General features: G+C 70.6%; 24 protein-coding genes. 20 read left to right on the top strand and 4 right to left on the bottom strand.

Features of this window, described 5'->3' with window-relative positions:
- Positions 1-90: 90 nt before the first annotated feature.
- Together AC5YDV_RS04010 and ligA are read left to right on the top strand one after the other, a co-directional pair.
- Positions 91-1062: a uroporphyrinogen decarboxylase/cobalamine-independent methonine synthase family protein gene (locus AC5YDV_RS04010; protein ID WP_496192335.1), complete on the top strand. Its 972-nt coding sequence runs from the start codon at positions 91-93 to the stop codon at positions 1060-1062.
- 50 nt (positions 1063-1112) lie between these two features.
- On the top strand, positions 1113-3176 hold the full coding sequence (gene ligA, locus AC5YDV_RS04005) for an NAD-dependent DNA ligase LigA (protein WP_496184078.1): 2064 nt from the start codon (positions 1113-1115) through the stop codon (positions 3174-3176).
- Between the two features lie 41 nt (positions 3177-3217).
- Here the strand turns inward: ligA and AC5YDV_RS04000 are convergent, their stop codons facing one another.
- Positions 3218-3664, bottom strand: a complete 447-nt coding sequence (locus tag AC5YDV_RS04000) for a universal stress protein (protein WP_496184077.1) — start codon at positions 3662-3664, stop codon at positions 3218-3220.
- Positions 3665-3796: 132 nt separating this feature from the next.
- On the opposite strand from AC5YDV_RS04000, the gene AC5YDV_RS03995 reads away from it, so the two are divergent.
- Both AC5YDV_RS03995 and AC5YDV_RS03990 read left to right on the top strand, forming a co-directional pair.
- A complete protein-coding gene (locus AC5YDV_RS03995) occupies positions 3797-5566 on the top strand; it encodes a glycoside hydrolase family 3 protein (protein WP_496184076.1) in 1770 nt (589 codons plus the stop codon).
- Between the two features lie 34 nt (positions 5567-5600).
- Positions 5601-5807 carry a hypothetical protein gene (locus AC5YDV_RS03990; RefSeq protein ID WP_496184075.1) on the top strand — a complete coding sequence of 69 codons (207 nt, stop codon included), beginning with the start codon at positions 5601-5603 and terminating at the stop codon, positions 5805-5807.
- A gap of 29 nt (positions 5808-5836) precedes the next feature.
- On the opposite strand, the gene AC5YDV_RS03985 is transcribed toward AC5YDV_RS03990, so the two are convergent.
- Positions 5837-6478 (bottom strand): ACT domain-containing protein, encoded by a 642-nt coding sequence (locus tag AC5YDV_RS03985; RefSeq protein ID WP_496184074.1) that lies wholly within the window; start codon positions 6476-6478, stop codon positions 5837-5839.
- Between the two features lie 98 nt (positions 6479-6576).
- Between AC5YDV_RS03985 and AC5YDV_RS03980 the strand changes: the two genes are divergently transcribed.
- The 6 genes from AC5YDV_RS03980 (at position 6577) to AC5YDV_RS03955 (ending at position 11878) form a co-directional block, all read left to right on the top strand.
- Entirely contained in the window at positions 6577-7005 is a 429-nt protein-coding gene (locus tag AC5YDV_RS03980) for an OsmC family peroxiredoxin (RefSeq protein ID WP_496184073.1), read from the top strand.
- 71 nt (positions 7006-7076) lie between these two features.
- The gene (gene gatC / locus AC5YDV_RS03975; protein ID WP_496184072.1) at positions 7077-7373 is read left to right on the top strand and encodes an Asp-tRNA(Asn)/Glu-tRNA(Gln) amidotransferase subunit GatC; all 297 of its coding nucleotides are present in this window, start codon (positions 7077-7079) and stop codon (positions 7371-7373) included.
- Positions 7370-8881 (top strand): Asp-tRNA(Asn)/Glu-tRNA(Gln) amidotransferase subunit GatA, encoded by a 1512-nt coding sequence (gatA, locus tag AC5YDV_RS03970; protein WP_496184071.1) that lies wholly within the window; start codon positions 7370-7372, stop codon positions 8879-8881. Before gatC ends, gatA begins: the two co-directional genes overlap by 4 nt.
- A 1-nt stretch (position 8882) precedes the next feature.
- Positions 8883-10370: an Asp-tRNA(Asn)/Glu-tRNA(Gln) amidotransferase subunit GatB gene (gene gatB / locus AC5YDV_RS03965; protein ID WP_496184070.1), complete on the top strand. Its 1488-nt coding sequence runs from the start codon at positions 8883-8885 to the stop codon at positions 10368-10370.
- Positions 10367-10768 (top strand): VanZ family protein, encoded by a 402-nt coding sequence (locus AC5YDV_RS03960; protein WP_496184069.1) that lies wholly within the window; start codon positions 10367-10369, stop codon positions 10766-10768. The genes gatB and AC5YDV_RS03960 overlap by 4 nt, the downstream gene beginning before the upstream one ends.
- A 36-nt stretch (positions 10769-10804) precedes the next feature.
- Positions 10805-11878: a PfkB family carbohydrate kinase gene (locus AC5YDV_RS03955; RefSeq protein WP_496184068.1), complete on the top strand. Its 1074-nt coding sequence runs from the start codon at positions 10805-10807 to the stop codon at positions 11876-11878.
- Positions 11879-12146: 268 nt separating this feature from the next.
- On the opposite strand, the gene AC5YDV_RS03950 is transcribed toward AC5YDV_RS03955, so the two are convergent.
- Positions 12147-12479, bottom strand: coding sequence for a helix-turn-helix transcriptional regulator (locus AC5YDV_RS03950; RefSeq protein WP_496184067.1), 333 nt, complete (start codon positions 12477-12479; stop codon positions 12147-12149).
- A gap of 157 nt (positions 12480-12636) precedes the next feature.
- The gene (locus tag AC5YDV_RS03945) at positions 12637-13269 is read right to left on the bottom strand and encodes a TIGR03085 family metal-binding protein (RefSeq protein ID WP_496184066.1); all 633 of its coding nucleotides are present in this window, start codon (positions 13267-13269) and stop codon (positions 12637-12639) included.
- A 63-nt stretch (positions 13270-13332) separates the two neighbouring features.
- On the opposite strand from AC5YDV_RS03945, the gene hisI reads away from it, so the two are divergent.
- The 10 genes from hisI to AC5YDV_RS03895 are packed head-to-tail and all read left to right on the top strand — an operon-like array spanning position 13333 to position 20639.
- Positions 13333-13689, top strand: coding sequence for a phosphoribosyl-AMP cyclohydrolase (gene hisI / locus AC5YDV_RS03940; RefSeq protein ID WP_496184065.1), 357 nt, complete (start codon positions 13333-13335; stop codon positions 13687-13689).
- Positions 13686-15215 carry an anthranilate synthase component I gene (locus AC5YDV_RS03935; protein WP_496184064.1) on the top strand — a complete coding sequence of 510 codons (1530 nt, stop codon included), beginning with the start codon at positions 13686-13688 and terminating at the stop codon, positions 15213-15215. The genes hisI and AC5YDV_RS03935 overlap by 4 nt, the downstream gene beginning before the upstream one ends.
- Entirely contained in the window at positions 15212-15760 is a 549-nt protein-coding gene (locus AC5YDV_RS03930) for a Trp biosynthesis-associated membrane protein (RefSeq protein ID WP_496192334.1), read from the top strand. The genes AC5YDV_RS03935 and AC5YDV_RS03930 overlap by 4 nt, the downstream gene beginning before the upstream one ends.
- The gene (locus AC5YDV_RS03925; RefSeq protein ID WP_496184062.1) at positions 15757-15984 is read left to right on the top strand and encodes an HGxxPAAW family protein; all 228 of its coding nucleotides are present in this window, start codon (positions 15757-15759) and stop codon (positions 15982-15984) included. The genes AC5YDV_RS03930 and AC5YDV_RS03925 overlap by 4 nt, the downstream gene beginning before the upstream one ends.
- A 2-nt stretch (positions 15985-15986) precedes the next feature.
- Complete coding sequence (gene trpC / locus AC5YDV_RS03920) at positions 15987-16784, top strand: indole-3-glycerol phosphate synthase TrpC (protein ID WP_496184061.1); 798 nt, start codon at positions 15987-15989, stop codon at positions 16782-16784.
- Between the two features lie 46 nt (positions 16785-16830).
- Positions 16831-18075, top strand: a complete 1245-nt coding sequence (gene trpB / locus AC5YDV_RS03915) for a tryptophan synthase subunit beta (protein ID WP_496192333.1) — start codon at positions 16831-16833, stop codon at positions 18073-18075.
- Positions 18075-18917: a tryptophan synthase subunit alpha gene (gene trpA / locus AC5YDV_RS03910; RefSeq protein ID WP_496184059.1), complete on the top strand. Its 843-nt coding sequence runs from the start codon at positions 18075-18077 to the stop codon at positions 18915-18917. The genes trpB and trpA overlap by 1 nt, the downstream gene beginning before the upstream one ends.
- Before the next feature lie 12 nt (positions 18918-18929).
- Positions 18930-19397, top strand: coding sequence for an MBL fold metallo-hydrolase (locus AC5YDV_RS03905; protein WP_496184058.1), 468 nt, complete (start codon positions 18930-18932; stop codon positions 19395-19397).
- Positions 19339-20241: a prolipoprotein diacylglyceryl transferase gene (gene lgt, locus AC5YDV_RS03900; RefSeq protein WP_496192332.1), complete on the top strand. Its 903-nt coding sequence runs from the start codon at positions 19339-19341 to the stop codon at positions 20239-20241. Before AC5YDV_RS03905 ends, lgt begins: the two co-directional genes overlap by 59 nt.
- Entirely contained in the window at positions 20238-20639 is a 402-nt protein-coding gene (locus AC5YDV_RS03895; protein ID WP_496184056.1) for an NUDIX domain-containing protein, read from the top strand. The genes lgt and AC5YDV_RS03895 overlap by 4 nt, the downstream gene beginning before the upstream one ends.
- Positions 20640-20648: the final 9 nt, after the last annotated feature.

The following is a 20648-nucleotide window of genomic DNA, read 5'->3' as shown; positions in this document are numbered from 1 at the left end:
GTGAGGATGCTGCGTCGGTGATCCCCGCCGCGGGATCGCTGCCGCGGGCGACCCGACCCTCCGATCCGGGCGCAGGGTAGGTTCGACGCCGTGATGAGGACTTCAGCGCTCGGCTCCCTGCCCGGCACCGACCTGGGGGCGGGCGTCCGGTTGGCCCTGGAGGCGACGTCGATGCCGTGGCTGCCCGAGTTCCCGGCGCGCGGCCCGTGGGCCGCGATGATCGGGCGGGCCCTCGGACTGCTGGAGGGAATCGGCGCCGAGCTCAGCGCGGGGGAGTGGAGGCTCGCGCCCGTCCCGGGGATCGACCAGCGTCGCGCCCGGGCCGCCCTGCGCGACGACCTCGACGTGCTGGAGGAGAACGCCCAGGGACTCACCGGGCCGCTGAAGGTCTCGGTCGCCGGGCCCTGGACGCTCGCCGCCGCCACGTTCCGTCCGCTCGGCGGCCGCGTGCTGGGCGACCGCGGTGCGCGCCGCGACCTCGCGCAGTCGTTGGCGTCCGGCGTCCACGACCTGGTGGCCGACATCGAGCGTCGCCTGCCCGGCGTCGAGGTCCTGCTGCAGGTGGACGAGCCGGGCCTGCCGTCCGTCCTGGCCGGCTCGGTGCCCACCGAGGGCGGCTACTTCCGGCACCGCTCGGTGGACCGCCCCGAAGCCGTCGAGGTGTTGCGCGAGGTGGGCGGACACGTCCTGCACTGCTGCGCGCCCGGCCTCGACGTCGACCTGGCGATCGGACGCCACGGTGCCGGCTTCGCGGGAGTGTCCCTCGATCAGGACCTGATGACACGCGCCGACTGGGACGCGCTGGGTCCGCTGCTGGAGGACGGCCGGGACCTGTGGCTGGGTGCCGCGCCCACGGCGTCCGGGGTGGCGATCGGGGCGGACGCGCTGACCCGCAAGGTGCTCGGCGCCCTCCGCCCCCTCGACCTCGGTCCGCTGATCGTCGATCGCGTCGTCCTGACGCCGGCGTGCGGCCTCGCGAGCTGGAGCGCATCCGAGGTGTCGAAGGTGCTCCGCTCGTTGGTGACCACCGCCGAGCGGGTGAGTGGCGACCTCCAGCGGTGACGCGACGCACACCGGTGTGACCGTCGGTCCCACCGAGTAGTTTTCTCACCGTGACCGATCCTCGCACCCGCCACGCCGAGCTCGCGCAGCAGATCAACGACGCGCGATTCCAGTACTACGTCCTGGATGCTCCCGACCTGACCGACGCGACCTTCGACGCCCTGATGGTCGAACTGACCGCGCTGGAGGAGGCCCACCCCGAACTGGTCACGCCCGACTCACCGACCCAGCAGGTCGGCGGGGCGGTGTCGACCACCTTCGCGCCGGTGGAGCACCTCCAGCCGATGATGAGCCTCGACAACGCCTTCACGACCGAGGAGGTCGAACGGTGGTACGCCCGGTTGGGCGGCGAGACACCGCTCGTGTGCGAGGTCAAGATCGATGGGCTCGCGCTCGACCTCGTCTACCGCGACCGGCGACTGGTGAGCGCCGCCACCCGTGGGGACGGGCGGGTCGGGGAGGACGTGACGGCCAACGTCCGCACGATCAGTGACATCCAGCTCACCCTGGCCGCCGGCGCGCCCGACCTGGTCGAGGTGCGGGGCGAGGTCTTCATGCGGCCGGAGGACTTCGCGGCGCTCAACGACTCCCTCGACGAGGCCGGACGCCCACGCTTCGCCAACCCGCGCAACTCCGCCGCCGGCTCGCTGCGTCAGAAGGATCCGCGCGTCACGGCGTCCCGTCACCTACGCTTCCTCAGCCACGGCCTCGGCGTCACGAGCGGACCCGACATCGAGCGGTTGTCGGACGCGTACGTCCACCTCCGCTCGTGGGGGCTCCCCACCAGCCCCCACACCCGCGTCGTGCCCGACCTGGCGTCGGCGTTGGCGTACATCGAGGAGATGGCGGCGCGACGCCACGACCTGGAGCACGAGATGGACGGGGTCGTCCTCAAGGTCGACGAGCGGGCCCGTCAGTCCGCGCTGGGGTACACCTCGCGGGCGCCGCGGTGGGCGATCGCCTTCAAGTACCCGCCCGAGGAGGTCAACACCAAGCTCCTGCGCATCGAGGTCAACACGGGACGGACCGGCCGCGTGACCCCCTACGGCGTCATGGAGCCCGTGCTGGTGGCCGGCTCGACCGTCGAGATGGCAACGCTGCACAACGCCCACGAGGTGAAGCGCAAGGACGTCCGTCCCGGCGACACGATCATCCTCCGCAAGGCCGGTGACGTGATCCCCGAGATCCTCGGGCCGGTGCTCCCGCTGCGCCCCGAGGGCCTGCCCGAGTGGGTCATGCCCACCACGTGCCCCAGCTGCGGAACCGCCCTGGTCGAGATGCGCGAGGGCGACAGGGACCTGCGCTGCCCCAACACCCGCTCCTGCCCGGCGCAGCTGCGCGAGCGCCTGTTCTTCCTCGCCTCCCGCGCCGCCCTCGACATCGAGGTGCTGGGCGCCAAGGCGGCGGACGCCCTCCTCTCAGCCGGACTGCTGACCGACGAGGGCGACCTGTTCGACCTGGACGCCGACAAGCTCCTGACGGTGCCGTTCTTCACGCGCACCGACCCGAAGACGAAGGAACGCGTCCTCACCGCGAACGCACACAAGCTGCTGGCCAACCTGGAGGAGGCCAAGACCCGCCCGTGGGCGAAGTTCCTGGTCGCGCTGTCCATCCGCCACGTGAGCAAGGGGGTGGCCCCGGACGTGGCGAGGGCCTTCCCCAGCGTGCGGGCTTTGGCGGACGCCACGGTCGAGGAGTTGTCGGCCGTCGACGGCATCGGACCCACGCTCGCGGCGTCCATCACCGACTGGTTCGCGGTCGACTGGCACCGCGCCATCGTCGCGAAGTGGCTGGCCGCCGGCGCGGTGATGGGCACCGACGGGCCGGGCGGGGCGGGGGCTGGCGAGGCGGTCGAGCAGACGTTGGCCGGGATGACCGTCGTCGTCACCGGCGCGGTTCCCGGCCACACCCGCGAGACCGCGCAGGAGGCCATCGAGGCGCGCGGCGGCAAGGCGTCGGGGTCGGTGTCCAGAAAGACGTCGGTGCTCGTGGCCGGCGAGTCCTCCGGGTCGAAGTACGCCAAGGCGGAGTCCCTCGGGGTCCCGATCCTGGATGCCGGACGTTTTGACGAGTTGATGGACCGCGGCGCCGCGCTGGTGGCCGAACTCGGCTAGGCGGGCGGCCGGGGAAGGGAGCGGGCGCGCGGGTCGGCGACTCAGCGGGCCACGAGCACGGGGCAGTGGGCGTGCGCGATGGCTGCGCCGCTCACCGAGCCGAGCAGCAGACCCACGAAGCCCCCGTGGCCGCGGCTTCCGACGACGAGCATCGTCGCGTCGCGTGAGGCCTCGACGAGGGCGTGGCTCGGGTGTCCCTCGACCACGCTGGTCGTCAGCCCTGCCGGCCGATCGTCGCCGAACACCCTCGTGAGGCTCTCCTCCATGGTGCGTTCACCCAGCGCCTGCCAGTCCACGGGCGGGATCACCACCTCTGAGGTTCCCGCCGAGACGTCCTGCCAGACCAACACCGCACACAGCGAGCAGTCCAAGCTCTTCGCGAGGCGTGCCGCCCAGCGGAGGGCCGCGTCCCCCGTCGCCGATCCGTCGACGCCGACGACGATCGGGGGATTGACCGACGATTCGTTCACCATGTCCATCGCGTCCATCCCTCAGTATCCCTCCCTTCGGGCTGCACGGAGGGACTCTCGCCCGATCTCGCGCGGGATGTTCAGCAATGTCCAGCGGTCGGAGCGGGGCGTCCCGAGGCTGTCGATCACCGCAGCCCTGAGGAGTGCGTCATGGTGGATCTGTCAGCGGCCCCCTACCACCTCGACGAGTCGGCGATCGCGTGGGTGAACCACACGATCGCCGCGATGAGCGACGAGGAGAAGATCGCCCAGTTGTACATCATGATGGGCGACAACCGCGACCCCGACTACCTCGCCGACATCGTCACCCGGTACCGGTTCGGGGGCTTCCGGTACAACGGTGGCCGGGCCGCGGAGGTGCAGGAGCAGAACCGGATCCTGCAGACGAACGCGAAGATCCCCCTGCTGATCGCCGTCAACGCGGAGTCCGGGGCGAACGGTGCGTTCGCCGACGGCACGTTCGTCTCCGACGCGGTCAAGCTCGGCGCCGTGCACGATCCACGCTGGGGTCACGAACTGGGCCGCGTCTCGGGGCTCGAGTCGGCGGCGGCCGGCTGCAACTGGAGTTTCGCCCCGGTGGTCGACATCCTCCACAACTGGCGCAACCCGATCGTCAGCAAGCGCTGCTTCGGCAACGACCCCGAGCTGGTCGCCGAGTACGGCAAGGCGTATGTGGCCGGGGCGCGGGAACACGGTGTGGCGTGCGCGGCCAAGCACTTTCCCGGCGACGGCGTGGACGAGCGCGACCACCACCTGTCCTCGGCCGTCAACGACATGACGGTGGAGCAGTGGGACGCGACCTTCGGCCATGTCTACCGCGAGCTCATCGATGCCGGCCTGCAGTCGATCATGGTCGGCCACATCATGCTGCCGGAGTACCAGAAGCACTTCTCGCCCGACACCCAGGTCGCCGACCTCATGCCGGCGTCGCTGTCGTACGAGATCACCACGCAGCTGTTGCGGGACGAGCTGGGCTTCAACGGCGTGACCCTGACGGACGCCTCCCACATGGTGGGCCTGACCGGGCGCATGGCCCGGCGTGACTACGTGCCCCGCGCGATCGCGGCGGGCTGCGACATGTTCCTCTTCTTCAACGACCCCGAGGAGGACCTGCGCTGGATGATGGAGGGCTACCGCAACGGCGTCATCACCGAGGAGCGGCTGACCGAGGCGCTGACGCGCATCCTCGGCCTCAAGGCGTCGCTGGGTCTCCACACCAAGGCTGGCGAGGAGATCGTCCCCGGCCCCGAGGCGCTCGAGGTCGTCGGGCTCCCCGAGAACACCGACCTGCTGCGCCAGGCGTCCGAGGCGGGCATCACCCTGGTGAAGAACACCCAGCCCGACATCCTGCCCATCACGCCCGAGCGCTACCCGCGCGTGCTGATCATCCCGACCAAGGGGTTCCCCAGCGCGCTCGCCGGCGCGTTCTCGGGCATGGGCGCGGCGAAGGCGTGGGACGCCATCGCCGACCGCCTGCGGGCGGCCGGCCACGAGGTCACGATCTACGAGTCCATGATCGACCAGATCATGGAGCTACCGCAGGCCGAACGCATGGGCGCCGTGATGAGGATGTACTCCGCCAAGCGTCCGATCGCCGAAATCACGGCCGCCCACGACCTCATCCTCGCCGTGGCGGACGTGTCGGGAGCCATGCAGGTCGTCGAGCGGGTGTCGTGGCCGCCGGCCAAGGGCACGCCGGACGTCCCGTGGTACGTGCACGAGATCCCGAGCGCGTTCGTCTCGGTCAACTCGCCGTTCGTCCTGGTGGATGCCCCGCAGGTGCCCGTCTACATCAACACCTACGACGACAGACCGGCCACGCTGGACGCGCTGGTCGCCAAGCTCTCCGCCGGAGCGGACGCCTTCACCGCCACCAGCCCGGTGGACGCGTTCTGCGGCAAGGTGGACACACGCATCTGAGGGTCGTTCCACCCCCTCGCGTAGGCTGGCGGGCGTGGAGGGACTCAACACCGACCTGGACCTGAACGGCGGCACGTCTCCGCGCGTCCGTCCGCGCGTGGGGGAGTGGCCCCTGGACGGCGTCCCCTCGACGCGCCAGAAGCGCCACCAGCGGTGGTGGACCATCACCGCGGCGTCCGTCGCTCTCATCGCCGTCGTCGCCTTCGGCTACGTCGCCTACCTCGCCCTGCGCGGTTACTGAGCGAGCCCGCCGTGCTCCGGCGAGGCAGCTCAGACGACGCCGGACGCGAGGTGCTCGCCGGCGATGAGGGCCAGATGGCGCAGCCGAGCCAGCTCGGAGGCCCGGAACTCGGGACCGGGGCGTCCGACCACGACCGTGTGGTCGAGGCAGCAGGGGGTGACCGCGACGGAGTGGGCACTCCACCCGTCCAGCCAGCCCGAGTCGAGCTCGGCCACATGGGCCGAGCTGAGGTCACCGAACACGCCGTCGGGGATCGTCGCCACGTGGGGGGCGAGCGCGCTGCGGTGGTGCACCACGCCGCCGTCGCGCTCGACCACGAGGCCCCAGGCGCAATGGAAGGTCGCGGGGGCTGAGTCGGCCAGGACGTGCTCCGCGTGATGGGGATCCTCCGCCATGGCTTCGAGCAGGTCGAGGTCCGAGTGGAGGCCCCAGTTCTCGGGGTAGGACGACACCCACAGCACCTCGACGTCGGGGACACGCGTGCACGCGGTGACCAGGGCGTCGGGCCGCACGTCGTCCGGAATGTTCAGCATGAAGTCGTCGATGACGCGTCCGGCCCCCTTCTCGACGATCTCCACCGCGCTGATGTCGGCGTGGACGGACCCGAGGGCGGATGCCACGGCTCCGAGGGAGCCCGGACGGTCGGGCAGGGCGACGCGGAGCAGGTACATGCCCCACTTGATACCCGATGAGTCCGCGTCGCCCAAGGATCTGGGATCCGCGTCGGGCACCTTGTAGCGTGATTGAAACAACGAGGAAAGGAACTGACATGGCCACCACCAGCACTGCCCGCACCCACTGGGAGGGCTCCCTCTTCGAGGGTTCCGGCACCACTGAGCTCGTCACCTCCGGCGTCGCCACCTTCGACGTCGCCTGGGCCAAGCGCGCCGAGGCCGGGGCGGGCACCACCAACCCCGAGGAGCTCATCGCCGCGGCCCTGGCGACCTGCTACTCGATGGCGCTGTCCAACACCCTGGCCAAGAACGGCACCGCGCCGGCCAGCCTCGACACCGAGGTCGGCGTCGACTTCGTGCCCGGCACCGGCGTCACCGGTGCCACCATCAAGGTGAAGGCGGACGTCCCCGGCCTGAGCGCCGAGGAGTTCCAGGCGTTCGCCGAGGACGCCAAGGAGAACTGCCCGGTCAGCAAGGCGCTGGCGGGTGTCGAGAAGACCCTCGAGGTCGAGTTCGCCGGCTGACCCGGCCGACGGACGCCACGGTGCGGCCCCTAGGATGGGCAGGTCCCTGACCCGTCCCGAGGAGTCGCACCGTGGCCCTGACCACCGACGACGTCGCCCGGCTCGCTGAGCTGGCACGCATCGAGTTGTCCCCTGACGAGCTGGAGCGCCTCGCGCCCCAGCTCGACGTGATCCTGCAGGCCGTCTCGTCGGTCTCGCAGGTGGCGGGCGCCGACGTGCCGCCGACCTCGCACGCGCTGCCGCTGACCAACGTGTTCCGTGCCGACGAGGTGCGTCCCAGCCTGCCCCCCGAGGCGGTCCTGGCCGGCGCCCCGTCCGTCGAGGACGAGCGCTTCCGCGTCCCCCGGATCCTGGGGGAGGAGCAGTGACCCGCGACATCCTGACCGCCACGGCGTCCGACCTCGGTCGCCGCATCGCCGCTCGCGAGCTGACCGCCGTCGAGGTCACGCAGGCGTTCCTCGACCAGATCGAGCGCACGAACGCCGAGGTGAACTCGTTCCTCCACGTCGACACCAAGGGCGCGCTGGCCCAGGCCGCCGCCGTCGACGCCCGCCTGGACGCCGGCGAGCAGCTCGGCCCGCTCGCGGGGGTTCCCGTGGCCGTGAAGGACCTCTTCTGCCAGGCGGGGGTCCCGACCACGGCGTCCTCGAAGATCCTCGAGGGCTGGCTCCCGCCGTACAGCGCCACCATCGTGCAGCGCCTGCTGGACGCGGGCCTCGTCCTGTTGGGCAAGACCAACCTCGACGAGTTCGCCATGGGCTCCTCGACCGAGACCTCGGCGTACGGTCCGACCCGCAACCCGTGGGACCTCGACCGCATCCCCGGCGGATCGGGTGGCGGCTCCGCCGCGGCGCTGGCGTCCTTCCAGGCCCCGCTGGCCCTGGGCACCGACACCGGCGGGTCGATCCGGCAGCCCGCCTCCGTCACCGGCACCGTCGGCGTCAAGCCCACCTACGGCTCCGCGTCCCGGTACGGCGTGATCGCGATGGCGTCCAGCCTCGACCAGCCGGGCCCCTGCGCCCGCAACGTCCTCGACACCGCGCTCCTGCACGAGGTCATCTGCGGCCACGACCCGATGGACTCGACCTCCATCGACGCGCCCGTGCCCGCCGTCGTGGAGGCCGCGCGATCGGGCGACATCAAGGGCCTGCGCATCGGCGTGGTGACCGAACTCGGCGGGGAGGGCTACGAGCCCGGCGTCGAGCAGGCCTTCCGCGAGGCGCTGGACCTGCTGCGCGGCGCCGGCGCCGAGATCGTCGAGGTCTCCTGCCCCCACTTCTCCTACGGACTGGGTGCGTACTACCTGATCATGCCGTCCGAGGTGTCCTCCAACCTGGCCCGCTACGACGCCATGCGCTACGGCCTGCGCGTCGGTGACGACGGCACGCGCGGCACCGAGGAGGTCATGGCCGTCACACGCGCCGCCGGCTTCGGCGACGAGGTCAAGCGCCGCATCATCCTCGGCACGTACGCCCTGAGCTCCGGCTACTACGACGCCTACTACGGCTCGGCCCAGAAGGTCCGGACCCTGATCAGCCGCGACTTCGACGCGGCCTTCGGGCAGGTGGACGTCCTGGTCTCCCCGTCGACGCCGTTCACCGCGTTCCGCATCGGTGAGAAGCTCTCCGACCCGTTGGCGATGTACAAGTCGGACCTGTGCACGATCCCGACCAACATGGCCGGCAACACGGCCGGGTCGTTCCCGTGCGGTCTGTCCTCCGACGACGGCATGCCCGTCGGGTTGCAGGTCATGGCGCCCCCGCTGGCCGAGGACCGGGTGTACCGGGTCGGCGCGGCGCTCGAGCGGCTGTACGCCGAGCGTGACGGCGGCGTCCTGACTGATCGCATCGCCGACCGCTGGACGAAGGAGGCCTGACATGGACGACCTGATGGACTACGACGAGGTCATGGCCGCGTACGACCCGGCGCTGGGCATGGAGGTCCACGTCGAGCTGAACACGAAGTCGAAGATGTTCTGCGGGTGCGACAACACCCCCGGCGGGGAGCCCAACACGACCACGTGCCCGGTCTGCCTGGGCCTGCCCGGCTCCCTGCCCGTGGTCAACGGCAAGGCGGTCGAGTCGGCCATCCGCATCGGGCTGGCCCTGAACTGCGAGGTCGCCGAGTGGTGCCGGTTCGCCCGGAAGAACTACTTCTACCCGGACATGACCAAGAACTTCCAGACGTCGCAGTACGACGAGCCGATCTGCTTCGAGGGCCACCTCGACCTCGAGGTCGACGGCCGCACGTACCGGATCGAGATCGAGCGCGTCCACATGGAGGAGGACGCCGGCAAGCTCATGCACGCCGGGTCGTCCGGGCGCATCCACGGCGCCGAGTACAGCCTCGTCGACTACAACCGCGCAGGCACGCCCCTGATGGAGATCGTCACCAAGCCCATCCGCGGGCTGGGGGAGCACGCCCCGGCCGTCGGGCGGGCCTACATGGCGCACCTGCGCGAGCTCATGCGCGCACTGGGTGTGTCCGACGCACGCATGGAGGCCGGCAACATGCGCTGCGACGCGAACGTCTCGCTCATGCCTCGGGGGTCGGACGTGCTCGGTACCCGCACCGAGACCAAGAACCTCAACTCGCTGCGCTCCGTCGAGGGCGCGCTGCGCTTCGAGATCCAGCGCCAGGGCGCGATCCTGGCGGCCGGCGGCCGGGTCCACCAGGAAACCCGGCACTGGCACGAGGAGGGCTGGACCTCGCCCGGCCGCTCCAAGGAGGAGGCCGAGGACTACCGCTACTTCCCCGAGCCCGACCTCGTCCCCGTGGCGCCGAGCCGGGCCTGGGTCGAGGAACTCCGCGCCACCCTGCCCGAGGATCCGGCCCAGCGCCGTACACGCCTGCAGGAGGCGTGGGGCTTCACCGACCTCGAGATGCGTGACGTGATCGGCAACGAGGGCTCGCTCGACCTGATCGACGCGACCGTCGCGGCGGGGGCCTCGCCGGGCTCCGCCCGCAAGTGGTGGCTGGGTGAGCTCGCTCGCCGGGCCAACGAGGCCGGCGTCGATCTCGCCGACCTTCGCGTCACGCCCCCGCAGGTGGCGGCCGTCCAGGCGCTCGTGGATGCCGGAACCGTGAATGACAAGCTGGCCCGCCAGGTCTTCGACGGCGTCCTCGCCGGCGAGGGCGATCCAGCCCAAGTCGTCGCCTCACGCGGCCTCGCCGTCGTCTCGGACGGCGGCGCCCTCGGTGCCGCCGTGGACGACGTCATCGCAGCCAACCCCGACGTCGCGCAGAAGATCCGCGACGGCAAGGTCCAGGCGGCGGGCGCGCTGATCGGCCAGGTCATGAAGGCGATGAAGGGCAAGGCGGACGCCGCACGCGTCCGGGAGATCCTGCTGGAGAAGCTGGCGTGATCGGCGAACCGGAGGATCCCAGGGCCAGGGCCCACGTGCCCTGGATCCTGGTCGTCCTCGCACTCGGGTTGCACTTCTGGGGCCTCTACACCCCCGACCCGCCGGATGCGGGAGCCCTGTCGTTCCCCGGGATGGACAAGCTTGCCCACGTCATCCTGTTCGCCGTCCCGACCTGGGCCCTGGTCAAGGCGCTGCCGAAGGCGTGGATGGCCGTCGTCCCGATGGTGGTCCACGTGCCGATCAGCGAGGTCGTGCAGGCCACGCTGCTCGTGGGCTCGCGTGGCGGCGAGTGGCTGGACGCTCTCGCCGACCTCGTCGGGATCGCGGTGGGGTGGTGGACGGCTGTGCGCGTTGACCCGCTGCGGCAACTTCCGGCACAAGAGACGGATGCTCCCTAGGATCGAGAGCACTTGTCGACAAACTTGGAGGTAGTAATGCAACTCCGCGAGAACGCGAAGTGGTCCCTGGTCGTCCCGACGTCGATGGGCGTCCGCATCACGCCCGAGAACCGCGCCCCCGTGCACGTCGCCGACCGGTTCTTCCTCCAGGCCACCAGCGCCGAGACGAACGTCGCGACGGTTGTGTCCTACTTGGGTGAGCCCACCAAGGTCCTGACCGCCTTCGTCGAGGGATCCCCGATGTCGGCCATCATCAAGGCCGACCTGCGCAAGCGCAACATGAGCTACGAGGGTCCCGACCTGCCGCAGGGTGATGCCTGGGGCCTGCGCCACCAGTTCAACATCGCCGACTCCGGCTTCGGCGGCCGCGCCCCGCGCGTCTGGAACGACCGCGCCGGCGAGGTCGGCCGCGAGCTCTCCGTGGACCAGTTCGACCTCGACAAGCTCTTCGTCGAGGAGGGTGTGAAGATCCTCCACCTGTCCGGCCTGATCGCGGCTCTGAGCCCCTCAACCTCGAAGTTCTGCGTGGAACTCGCCAAGAAGGCGCGCGCCAACGGCACGCTCGTCGCGATGGACCTCAACTACCGCGCCACCTTCTGGAAGGGCCGCGAGGAAGAGCTCAGCGCCGCGTTCGACGAGATCGCGAAGAACTGCGACATCCTCTACGGCAACGAGGAGGACTTCCAGCTCTGCCTCGGCATCGAGGGCCCGGAGGCCGGCGGCGACTCGATCGACGAGAAGATCGAGGAGTTCAAGAAGATGATCGGGCGCATCAAGGACACCTACCCCGACGCCCACTGGATCGGCACCTCGCTGCGTGAGGTCGAGTCGGCCAACCGTCACCAGTGGGGCATCCTGCTGTGGAACGACGGCGAGTTCTACCTCGCCCCGCTCCGCCCGATCGACGTCATGGACCGCATCGGCGGCGGTGACGGTTCGGTCGGCGGCGTCCTCTACGGCATCCTCAAGGGTTGGAACGTCGAGAAGTGCGCCCAGTTCGGGTGGGCCACCGGCGCCCTCGCGGCCACGTCGCTCTACGACTACGGCATGGCGGCGGACGAGAAGCAGGTCTGGGACCTCTGGAAGGGCAACGCCCGCGTCCAGCGCTGAGTCGACAGTCGCACAGGACGCAGGGTGCCCCTGCGCCGGACGCTCAGGCGTCGCAGGCGCAGGGGCACTCCTGTGTGCACAACCCGTCCGGCTCGCAGGCGTCCGGGCAGGCGCAGGCGAACGGTTCGGCCCGACCGCCTCGCCCGATGCGGGCGCGCGCACGCTCCGTCCGCTCGGAAGCCCTCCGCCTGCGGCCGTCCACGAGTTCCGCCCACGTCGGGTGGTCGTCTGGGACGCCGTGTTCGCTTCGCCGGACGTCACGCCAGTATCAGGTCGGCACCCGGATTCGGAGCTCGCCCGTCACGACGTGGCCGCCCTCGAGGGCGTCCAGGTGCGCGGGCAGATGGCGGCCCCAGCGATCCAGGGGCGCATCCTCCCGCATCGGGACGAGGTCGGCGCCCTCGCGGTCGAGGGCTCGCAACTGGCAGTCGGCGAGGCTGAGGAGGCGCTCGAATTGGCGCACGGTGGGCTCCGCCCCGCCACGCTCCCAGCGGGACACGGTGGCCTGGTTCACGCGGAGCCGCTCGGCGAGCTCGGCCTGGCTCAGGTCGGCGCGCCGACGAATGCGGCGGATGAGTTGCGGCACGTTCATTGGGGGCATGCCGACACTGTCCCGCGCGGGCCCGACAGTTTGGCGACCTCCAGCGCCGGTGCCTTGACTAGGTGCTCAGGACTGTATGAGTGATGCAGACCTGCATCACTCATACAGGTCCCAGCACACCACCGTGTCGGCGAGACGTGCGGGGCCAAGAAACTGCTCAGAAACCCTGGTGCTCCGCCAGCAACTCGGCGATGACGTCATCGGGACCGATGAGGCGGACGTCGGCGTCGTCCATCCGTCCGTAGGCGAACAGGAGCAGTTCGGAGGGCTTGCCGATGATGGCCACCGTGGTGTCGCCCCCCTTGACGCGCAGGCGCTGCGGACGGTCCGTCCGCTCCAGGACGATCCCGGTGGGGGCCTTCCGGAACAACTGCTTGGCGGAGGTGTTCAGCCCCTTGGCCGCGTGGTCCTCGAACTCCTGGGTCATCGCGCGCCGGGGGAGGCCGGCGGGACGCCGGACGTCCTCGGTGTGGACGAAGAACTCCGTGGTGTTGGCCAGCTCGTCCAGCAGCGGAACGGCGAAGAGCGAGATCGGACGCGGCCCGCGCCGGATCTGCTCGACGAGTTCGGGATAGAGCCACCGGCGCATGGTGGCCTCCATGCGGGAGGTGGTCACCTCCGCGAGCGCGCCCACCACGAGCCCGGGCAGCGCCGACGGGTCGTTCTCCCGCACCCACACGTGGGCGGCCAGGTCATGCGAGGTCCAGCCCTCGCAGAGCGTGGGGGAGTCCGGACCCACCTCCAGGAGGGCGTCACACAGAGCGGTTCGTTCCTGCGCAGCGAATCCCATGCAGGCCACCCTAGCGGCGGGCACCGGGGGGTCGTCGGGGATGCGCGTGGAACAATGGCGCCCATGTCCTACACCCTCGACCCCGGGATCGCTGGGTCACTGAAGCGCACGCCCGAAGGCCTCGTTGCGGCTGTCGTGCAGGATGCGACGAGCGGTGCCGTCCTCATGCAGGCCTGGATGAACGACGAGGCGCTGGCGCGCACGCTGGCCACCCGTGAGGCCACCTATTGGTCGCGGTCTCGCAGCGAGCTGTGGATCAAGGGGTTGACCAGTGGGCACACCCAGCACGTCCGGACCGTCCACCTCGACTGCGACGGCGACACGGTGCTGCTGACGGTCGACCAGGTCGGCGCCGCCTGCCACACCGGGACCACCACGTGCTTCGACTCCCGCGAGTTGTTGGGGGACGAGGCGTCATGAGCCATGAGCGAACCGTCACCGAGGTCCCCATCACCCCCGACCTGACGAGCTTCCGCGACCAGGCGTCCGAACAGGGGCGCCGGGTGGTGTCGGTCCACACCCGCCTGTTCGCGGATGACCTCACGCCCGTCGGCCTCTACCACCACCTGTGCGGGACGCGGACGAACACGTTCCTGTTCGAGTCCGCGGAGCAGGGGGTGTGGGCGCGCTACTCGATCGTCGGGGTCAACGCGGCGGCGGTGCTCACCGAGCGTGACGGCGAGGCCTCGTGGTCGGGACGTGAGCTGGCCAACCTGCCCACGGGCGGCGACCCGCTGGCGGTGCTCGCCGAGACGCTCGAGCGCCTGCACACCCCGCGCGACACCGACCTCCCGCCGATGACCTCCGGCATGGTGGGCTACCTGGGCTATGACATCGTCCGCCGCCTCGAACGCCTGCCCGACTCCAACCCGGACGACCTGCGCATCCCCGAGGTCGTGATGATGTTGGCGGCCGATGTCGCGGTCCTCGACCACCACACCGGCGAGGTGTGGCTCGTGGCCAACGCCATCAACTACGACGACACCCCCGAGCGGGTCGATGAGGCGTACGCCGACGCCGTGGCCCGCGTCGAAGCCATGGTCGCCCGCCTCCGGGAGCCGGCCCAGCCGCTGCTCGGCCTCCCCCCGGTGGAACCCACCGAGGTGGATGTCACCCGGCAGCGCACGCAGCCCGAGTTCGAGTCCGCCGTGCTCGAGGCCGTGGAGGACATCAAGGCCGGCGAGGCGTTCCAGATCGTGGTGAGCCAGCGCTTCGAGGTGCCCTGCGCGGCCGATGCCCTCGACGTCTACCGCGTCCTGCGGCGCAGCAACCCCAGCCCCTACCTGTACCTGCTGCGCCTCGACGGGCTCGACGTCGTGGGCTCCAGCCCCGAGGCTTTGGTCACGGTCAACGACCGCCACGTCCTCACCCACCCGATCGCGGGCTCCCAACCGCGCGGAGCAACTCCGGAACAGGACGCGGCGAACGAGGCCCGCTTGTTGGCCGATCCGAAGGAGCGCGCCGAGCACCTCATGCTGGTCGACCTGGGCCGCAACGACCTGGGCCGCGTCTGCGTCCCCGGGACGGTGGGCGTCGTGGAGTTCATGCAGGTCCGCCGCTACAGCCACATCATGCACCTGGAGTCCACTGTCGTCGGCGAGCTCTTGCCCGGACGCACGGCGCTGGATGCCACGCTTTCGTGCTTCCCGGCCGGGACGCTCTCCGGTGCACCCAAGGTGCGGGCCATGGAGATCATCGACCGCCTCGAGGTGTCCCGTCGCGGCTTGTACGGAGGCGTCGTCGGCTACTTCGACTTCGCCGGCAACTCGGACGTGGCGATCGCGATCCGCACTGCGGTGCTCAAGGACGGCCGGGCCTTCGTCCAAGCGGGCGGCGGCATCGTCGCGGATTCGGTCCCCGCGTCGGAGGACCTCGAGTCCCGCAACAAGGCCGCGGCAGCGCTGCGGGCCGTGGCCACGGCGTCCGGCATGCGGCGGCTCGTGTGAGGGGTGACGGACGCCTCCTCGCGACGCTGCCGGCCCTGGCGGCCCTCGGCCTCTCGCTCGCGGAGTGGTGGGTGGTGACCTGGGAGCAGGGTGTGGCCGGTCCCGGGCGGGCCGGCATCAACGGCACCGGGGGAACGGGGGGCCTGGCGGCGCTCCTCCCCGCGGTCGTGCTGGTCACGGTGCTGACCACCCTCACGCTGGCCCGCACGGGACGCCGCGTTGTCGGAGGGGTCGCCCTCGCGGTGGGCGTCGGGATGGCGGTGCTGGGCTTCGCCGGTCCGGTCCCCACCGACGCCGTCGTGGAGCAGCACGCGGCGCTGGCCGCACTCGGTGAGGGATGGACGCTGTCCTCGACGGCCGCACCGGTGACGTACGGTGTCCTGGGAGTTCTCGTCGTCGCGGCGTCCGCCTGGTGGATCGCCCGGCCGCCGGGGAAGCGGGTCCGGAGCGCCGATGCAGGGACCGGGAACGTGACAGATCCGGTCGCTTCTTGGAAAGCTATGGACGAAGGACTCGATCCGACGGACGAAGAGGAGCCACGATGAGCAGCACGCTCAAGGAGAAGTACCACCACGGCAAGACGCCCGCCGCCTGGACCGGTTCGGTCTTGGCCACCATCGGCGCCCTCATCGCCACGGTCGGCTTCTTCCTGAACATCAACTGGACCGTCGTCTGGATCGGCCTGGCCGTGATGGTCCTGGCCGCCATCGTCGGCGGTGTCATGGTGAAGATGGGCTTCGGCCAGGACCTCGTCGAGGAGCAGCACTAGTCGTGGGTGTCCTCGACGACATCGTCGCCGGCGTCCGGGAGGATCTCGCCGAGCGCCAGTCCCACCGCAGCCTCGCCGACCTGATGGACGCCGTCGCGGCGATGCCGCCGACGCGCCCCGTCGTGGAGGCCTTCGCCGCACCGGGCCTGTCCGTCATCGCCGAGGTCAAGCGCAGTTCACCCTCGAAGGGTGCTCTGGCCGACATCGAGGACCCGGCCGCGCTGGCGTCCGAGTACGCCGCCGGGGGAGCCGCCGCGATCTCGGTCCTGACCGAGAAACGCCGCTTCGGCGGGTCGCTGGAGGACCTGGTGGCCGTGCGCCGGGCCGTCGAAACGCCGATCCTCCGCAAGGACTTCATCGTCACCGACTACCAGCTGTGGGAGGCCCGCGCCGCCGGCGCCGACCTGGCCCTGTTGATGTGTTCGGCCCTGGATGACACCGACCTGCAACGCCTGCACGCGCTTGCGCTCGACCTCGGACTCACCCCGCTCGTGGAGGTGCACACCGAGGAGGAGGCGCGCCGCGCGGTCGACCTCGGAGCCCGGGTGGTCGGCATCAACAACCGAAACCTGCAGACACTCGAGGTGGACATCGCCCAGTTCGAGTCGCTCGTCGACCTGATCCCGACCGACCGTGTGCGCATCGCCGAGTCCGGCATCCTGTCGGTGGCCGACGTCGAGCGGGTCGCCGCTGCCGGCGCGGACGTCATCCTCGTGGGGGAGGCGCTGGTCCGGCACGGGGATCCCCGCTCGTCCGTGGCGGCGTTCATCGAAGCCGGGACGGCCGCGCAGCGGAAGTGAGACAGCGACCTCCGGGTCGCCTTGCCTCGCCACTAGAGTTGCGAGGGTGACCGAACCCATCTCCCTGCCCGACAAGGGCGGCCATTACGGCATCTTCGGGGGCCAGTACGTCCCGGAGGCCCTGAACGCCGCGCTCACCCAGCTCGACCGCGAGTTCGAGCTCGCGATGGCGGACCCGTCCTTCACCCAGGAGCTCAGGCGGCTGCAGGTGGAGTACTCCGGGCGCCCCACACCGATCACCGAGCTTCCGCGCCTGAGCCAGTACGCCGGCAACGCACGGCTGGTGGTCAAGCGTGAGGACCTCAACCACACCGGGTCGCACAAGATCAACAACGTGCTCGGCCAGGCCCTGTTGGCCAAGCGCATGGGCAAGACGCGCGTGATCGCCGAGACCGGTGCGGGCCAGCACGGCGTCGCGACCGCCACGGCCGCCGCGCTGCTCGGTCTCCAGTGCCGGGTCTACATGGGCAAGGTGGACACCGACCGCCAGGCCCTCAACGTAGCCCGCATGCAACTGCTGGGCGCCGAGGTCGTCGCGGTGGAGTCGGGGTCGGCGACCCTGAAGGATTCCATGAACGAGGCCATGCGCGACTGGGTGGCCACCGTCGACCACACCCACTACCTGATCGGAACCGTCGCCGGCCCGCACCCGTTCCCCCGGATGGTGAAGGAGTTCCAGCGCGTGATCTCCACCGAGGCGCGCGCCCAGCTGCTCGAGCGCTACGGCGAACTGCCGTACGCCGTGGCTGCCTGCCTCGGAGGTGGGTCGAACGCCATGGGCATGTTCGCTGACTTCATCGACGATCCCGAGGTGAAGCTCTACGGCTTCGAGGCCGAGGGAGAGGGCATCTCCACCGGGCGCCACGCGGCGTCCATCACCGGCGGCTCGGTTGGCGTCCTGCACGGCATGCGCACGTACGTGCTGCAGGACGAGGACGGCCAGACCATCGAGTCCCACTCCATCTCGGCCGGCCTGGACTACCCGGGTGTCGGGCCCGAGCACGCGTGGCTGGCCGCGACCGGACGCGGTACATACGAGCCGGTCACGGACGTCGAGGCCATGGACGCCTTCAAGCTGCTCACGCAGACCGAGGGGATCATGCCCGCCATCGAATCCGCGCACGGCGTCGCCGGCGCGCTCCGGCTCGGACGTCGGCTCGCCGAGGAGCAGCCGGACCTGTCGCCACTGATCTGCATCTGCCTGTCCGGGCGTGGTGACAAGGACGTGGCCACCGCCCTGGCCTGGTTCGGCCTGGACGGTACGCCCGACCAGACGGTGGGGGGCTTCTGATGGACCAGTTCACGAACGCCGGACGGTCGGGCCAGGCGATCCTGAAGGCGAAGGCCGAGGGGCGGGCCGCCCTGGTGGGCTACCTGCCGGTCGGGTACCCCGACGTGCCCCGATCCTTGGACGCCATGCGCGCACTCTGCGGCGATGACGCCACCCCCGGCGTCGACATGGTCGAGATCGGGCTCCCGTACTCCGATCCGATCCTGGATGGTCCCGTCATCCAGCGTGCGGGCACGCTGGCGATGCGGCGTGGCGTCCGGACCCGCGACGTGTTCAAGGCCGTCGAGGCGGTGGCGGCCGCGGGCCGGACTCCACTGTGCATGACCTACTGGAGCCTGGTCGACCACTACGGAGTGGACTCCTTCGCCCGCGACTTCGCCAACGCCGGCGGCGTCGGCCTCATCACTCCCGACCTCACCCCGGACGAGGCCGAGGACTGGATGGTCGCCTCCGAGGCGCACGACCTGGACCGCATCTTCCTCGTCTCGCCGAGCACGACCGACGAACGCCTCATCTCCACGACGCGAGCCTGCCGGGGCTGGGTGTACGCCACGGCGGTGATGGGCGTGACGGGCGCACGTCAGCAGACGTCCTCACAGGCGCCCGAACTCGTGGCGCGCCTGCGCACGCTCGCGTCGGACACCCTCGTCGGTGTCGGCCTGGGCGTGAGCAACGGCGCGCAGGCGGCCGAGGTGGGTTCCTTCGCGGACGCCGTGATCGTGGGTTCGGCCCTGATCAAGCCGCTGCTGGCCGCGGAGGACGCCGGGACTCCCGACGACCTGACGGGGCTGCGGGCCGTGGTCGCCGACCTGGCTGCGGGCGTCCGGGCTCAGACCCCGTAGGGGCAGCCCGGGGTGGGGGAGTCGAGCGCCTCGGCGACGGCCCCTTGGGACGCCGCGAGTTGCTGCATCCGCGCGGCCAGCGCGTCCGCGTGTACGCGCTGGGCCCCGACGCCCCTCCTGGACTCCTACGATGGACGTCCCGCGGGACGCATCAACGACGTCGTGCGACTGGTCGACCTACCCGGACACCTGGCCGGCCACTGCGGGGTCCTCGTGGACCGGCCGGGGCAGCCAGCCCTGCTGCATGCCGGCGACGCGGTGTTCACGCGCCTCACGCTCCAGGGGCGCGCCGCCCCACTCGGGCTGGCGGTCTTCGAACGGGTCATGCGTACCGATCGGACGGCCTGGCGTGCCATCCGGAACTGGCTGCGGGCCCAGCAAGCGGAGGGCGTCCAGATCATCGCCGCGCACGAGCCGTGGGGTGACATGGGGCAAGATGGGCGCCGTGCTCTCCACGATCCTCTCGATCCCCAGCCCTGACATCAGCAAGTTCTCCATCGGTCCGCTGACGATCCACATCTACGCGCTGTGCCTCATGGCGGGCATGGTGTTCGCCTGGTGGCTCGGCTCCCGTCGTTGGAAGGAGCGCGGCGGCCTCGCCGAGACCTTCGAGACGATGGTGCTCGTCGCCATCCCCGCGGGCATCGTCGGCGCACGCATCTACCACGTGGCCACGCACTGGGAGGACTACTTCGCCCCCGGGCGCAACCCGTGGAGCGCGTTCTTCATCTGGGAGGGCGGCATCGCGATCTTCGGGTCGCTCCTCGGTGGTGCCATCGGCGCCGCGGTGACGGCGCGCATCCTCGGTGCGCGCATGACGGCCTTCGCCGACGTCCTCGCCCCCGGCCTGATCATCGCCCAGGCGATCGGCCGCCTGGGCAACTGGTTCAACCAGGAGTTGTTCGGCGGTCCGGATCTCGGCCCCCTCGGCCTGGAGATCGACCCGGAGCACCGCCCGGCCGAGTACGCCGATGTGCCCACCTTCCAGCCCACGTTCCTCTACGAGCTCAGCTGGAACCTCGTCGGGGGCTTGGTCCTGCTCGCGATCGACCGCAAGTTCAAGCTGGGCTGGGGCAAACTCTTCGCCCTGTACGGCGTCGTCTACGGCACCGGACGCTTCTGGATCGAGGGCATCCGCACCGACTTCAGCTACTACGTCGGGCCGCTGCGCACCAACCAGGTGACGGCCCTGCTGATCGCGGTGGCCGGCCTCGTCTACTTCGTCGTCGCCTCCTACCTCAAGAAGGGGCGTGAGCCCTGGGTTGAGCGTCGCGGGGTGGGTGGCCCCGACCACGAGGTGGCCGAGGCTGAAGCGACGGCGTGACGCGTTCGCGCCCGAGGCTGGCGTTCGGGCTGTTCCTGCGGGATGGGCGCCTGCTCCTGGTGCACCGGCGACACGATCGCGTCGACCACCCGGACACCTGGGACCTCCCCGGCGGCCACCTCGAACCGGGGGAGGCCCCCGAGGAGGCGTTGCGACGGGAGGTGCGCGAGGAACTGGGAGTCGAGGTCGCGAGGTTCGAGCCAGTGCCCTTCCCGGTCTTCTTCCCGGCCGCCGAGACCCATGTCTTCCGGGTCACCGGCTGGGCCGGAGAACCCACGAACGCCGCCGTCCATGAGCACGACGACCTCCGGTGGTTCAACCCGGACGAAATGACCGACTTGCGCATGGCCGACGACCGCTTCCGTGACTGGCTTCGCGCCCTGGTATCGGGAGCCTAGGGCTCGCGC

The sequence above is a fragment of the Propioniciclava sp. LT432 genome (genome assembly GCF_059515965.1).
The sequence above is the reverse complement of the archived record's forward strand: the minus strand, read 5'-3'. Positions and strand labels throughout refer to the sequence as shown.

Excerpts from the sequence above, each read along its gene's own strand:
- AC5YDV_RS04000 (WP_496184077.1), bottom strand. The coding sequence starts at position 3,664 with ATGGACGCGATGGACATGGTGAACGAATCGTCGGTCAATCCCCCGATC.
- AC5YDV_RS03995 (WP_496184076.1), top strand. The coding sequence starts at position 3,797 with ATGGTGGATCTGTCAGCGGCCCCCTACCACCTCGACGAGTCGGCGATC.
- AC5YDV_RS03985 (WP_496184074.1), bottom strand. The coding sequence starts at position 6,478 with ATGTACCTGCTCCGCGTCGCCCTGCCCGACCGTCCGGGCTCCCTCGGA.
- AC5YDV_RS03980 (WP_496184073.1), top strand. The coding sequence starts at position 6,577 with ATGGCCACCACCAGCACTGCCCGCACCCACTGGGAGGGCTCCCTCTTC.
- gatB (WP_496184070.1), top strand. The coding sequence starts at position 8,883 with ATGGACGACCTGATGGACTACGACGAGGTCATGGCCGCGTACGACCCG.
- AC5YDV_RS03955 (WP_496184068.1), top strand. The coding sequence starts at position 10,805 with ATGCAACTCCGCGAGAACGCGAAGTGGTCCCTGGTCGTCCCGACGTCG.
- AC5YDV_RS03950 (WP_496184067.1), bottom strand. The coding sequence starts at position 12,479 with ATGCCCCCAATGAACGTGCCGCAACTCATCCGCCGCATTCGTCGGCGC.
- AC5YDV_RS03945 (WP_496184066.1), bottom strand. The coding sequence starts at position 13,269 with ATGGGATTCGCTGCGCAGGAACGAACCGCTCTGTGTGACGCCCTCCTG.
- hisI (WP_496184065.1), top strand. The coding sequence starts at position 13,333 with ATGTCCTACACCCTCGACCCCGGGATCGCTGGGTCACTGAAGCGCACG.
- AC5YDV_RS03935 (WP_496184064.1), top strand. The coding sequence starts at position 13,686 with ATGAGCCATGAGCGAACCGTCACCGAGGTCCCCATCACCCCCGACCTG.
- AC5YDV_RS03925 (WP_496184062.1), top strand. The coding sequence starts at position 15,757 with ATGAGCAGCACGCTCAAGGAGAAGTACCACCACGGCAAGACGCCCGCC.
- trpA (WP_496184059.1), top strand. The coding sequence starts at position 18,075 with ATGGACCAGTTCACGAACGCCGGACGGTCGGGCCAGGCGATCCTGAAG.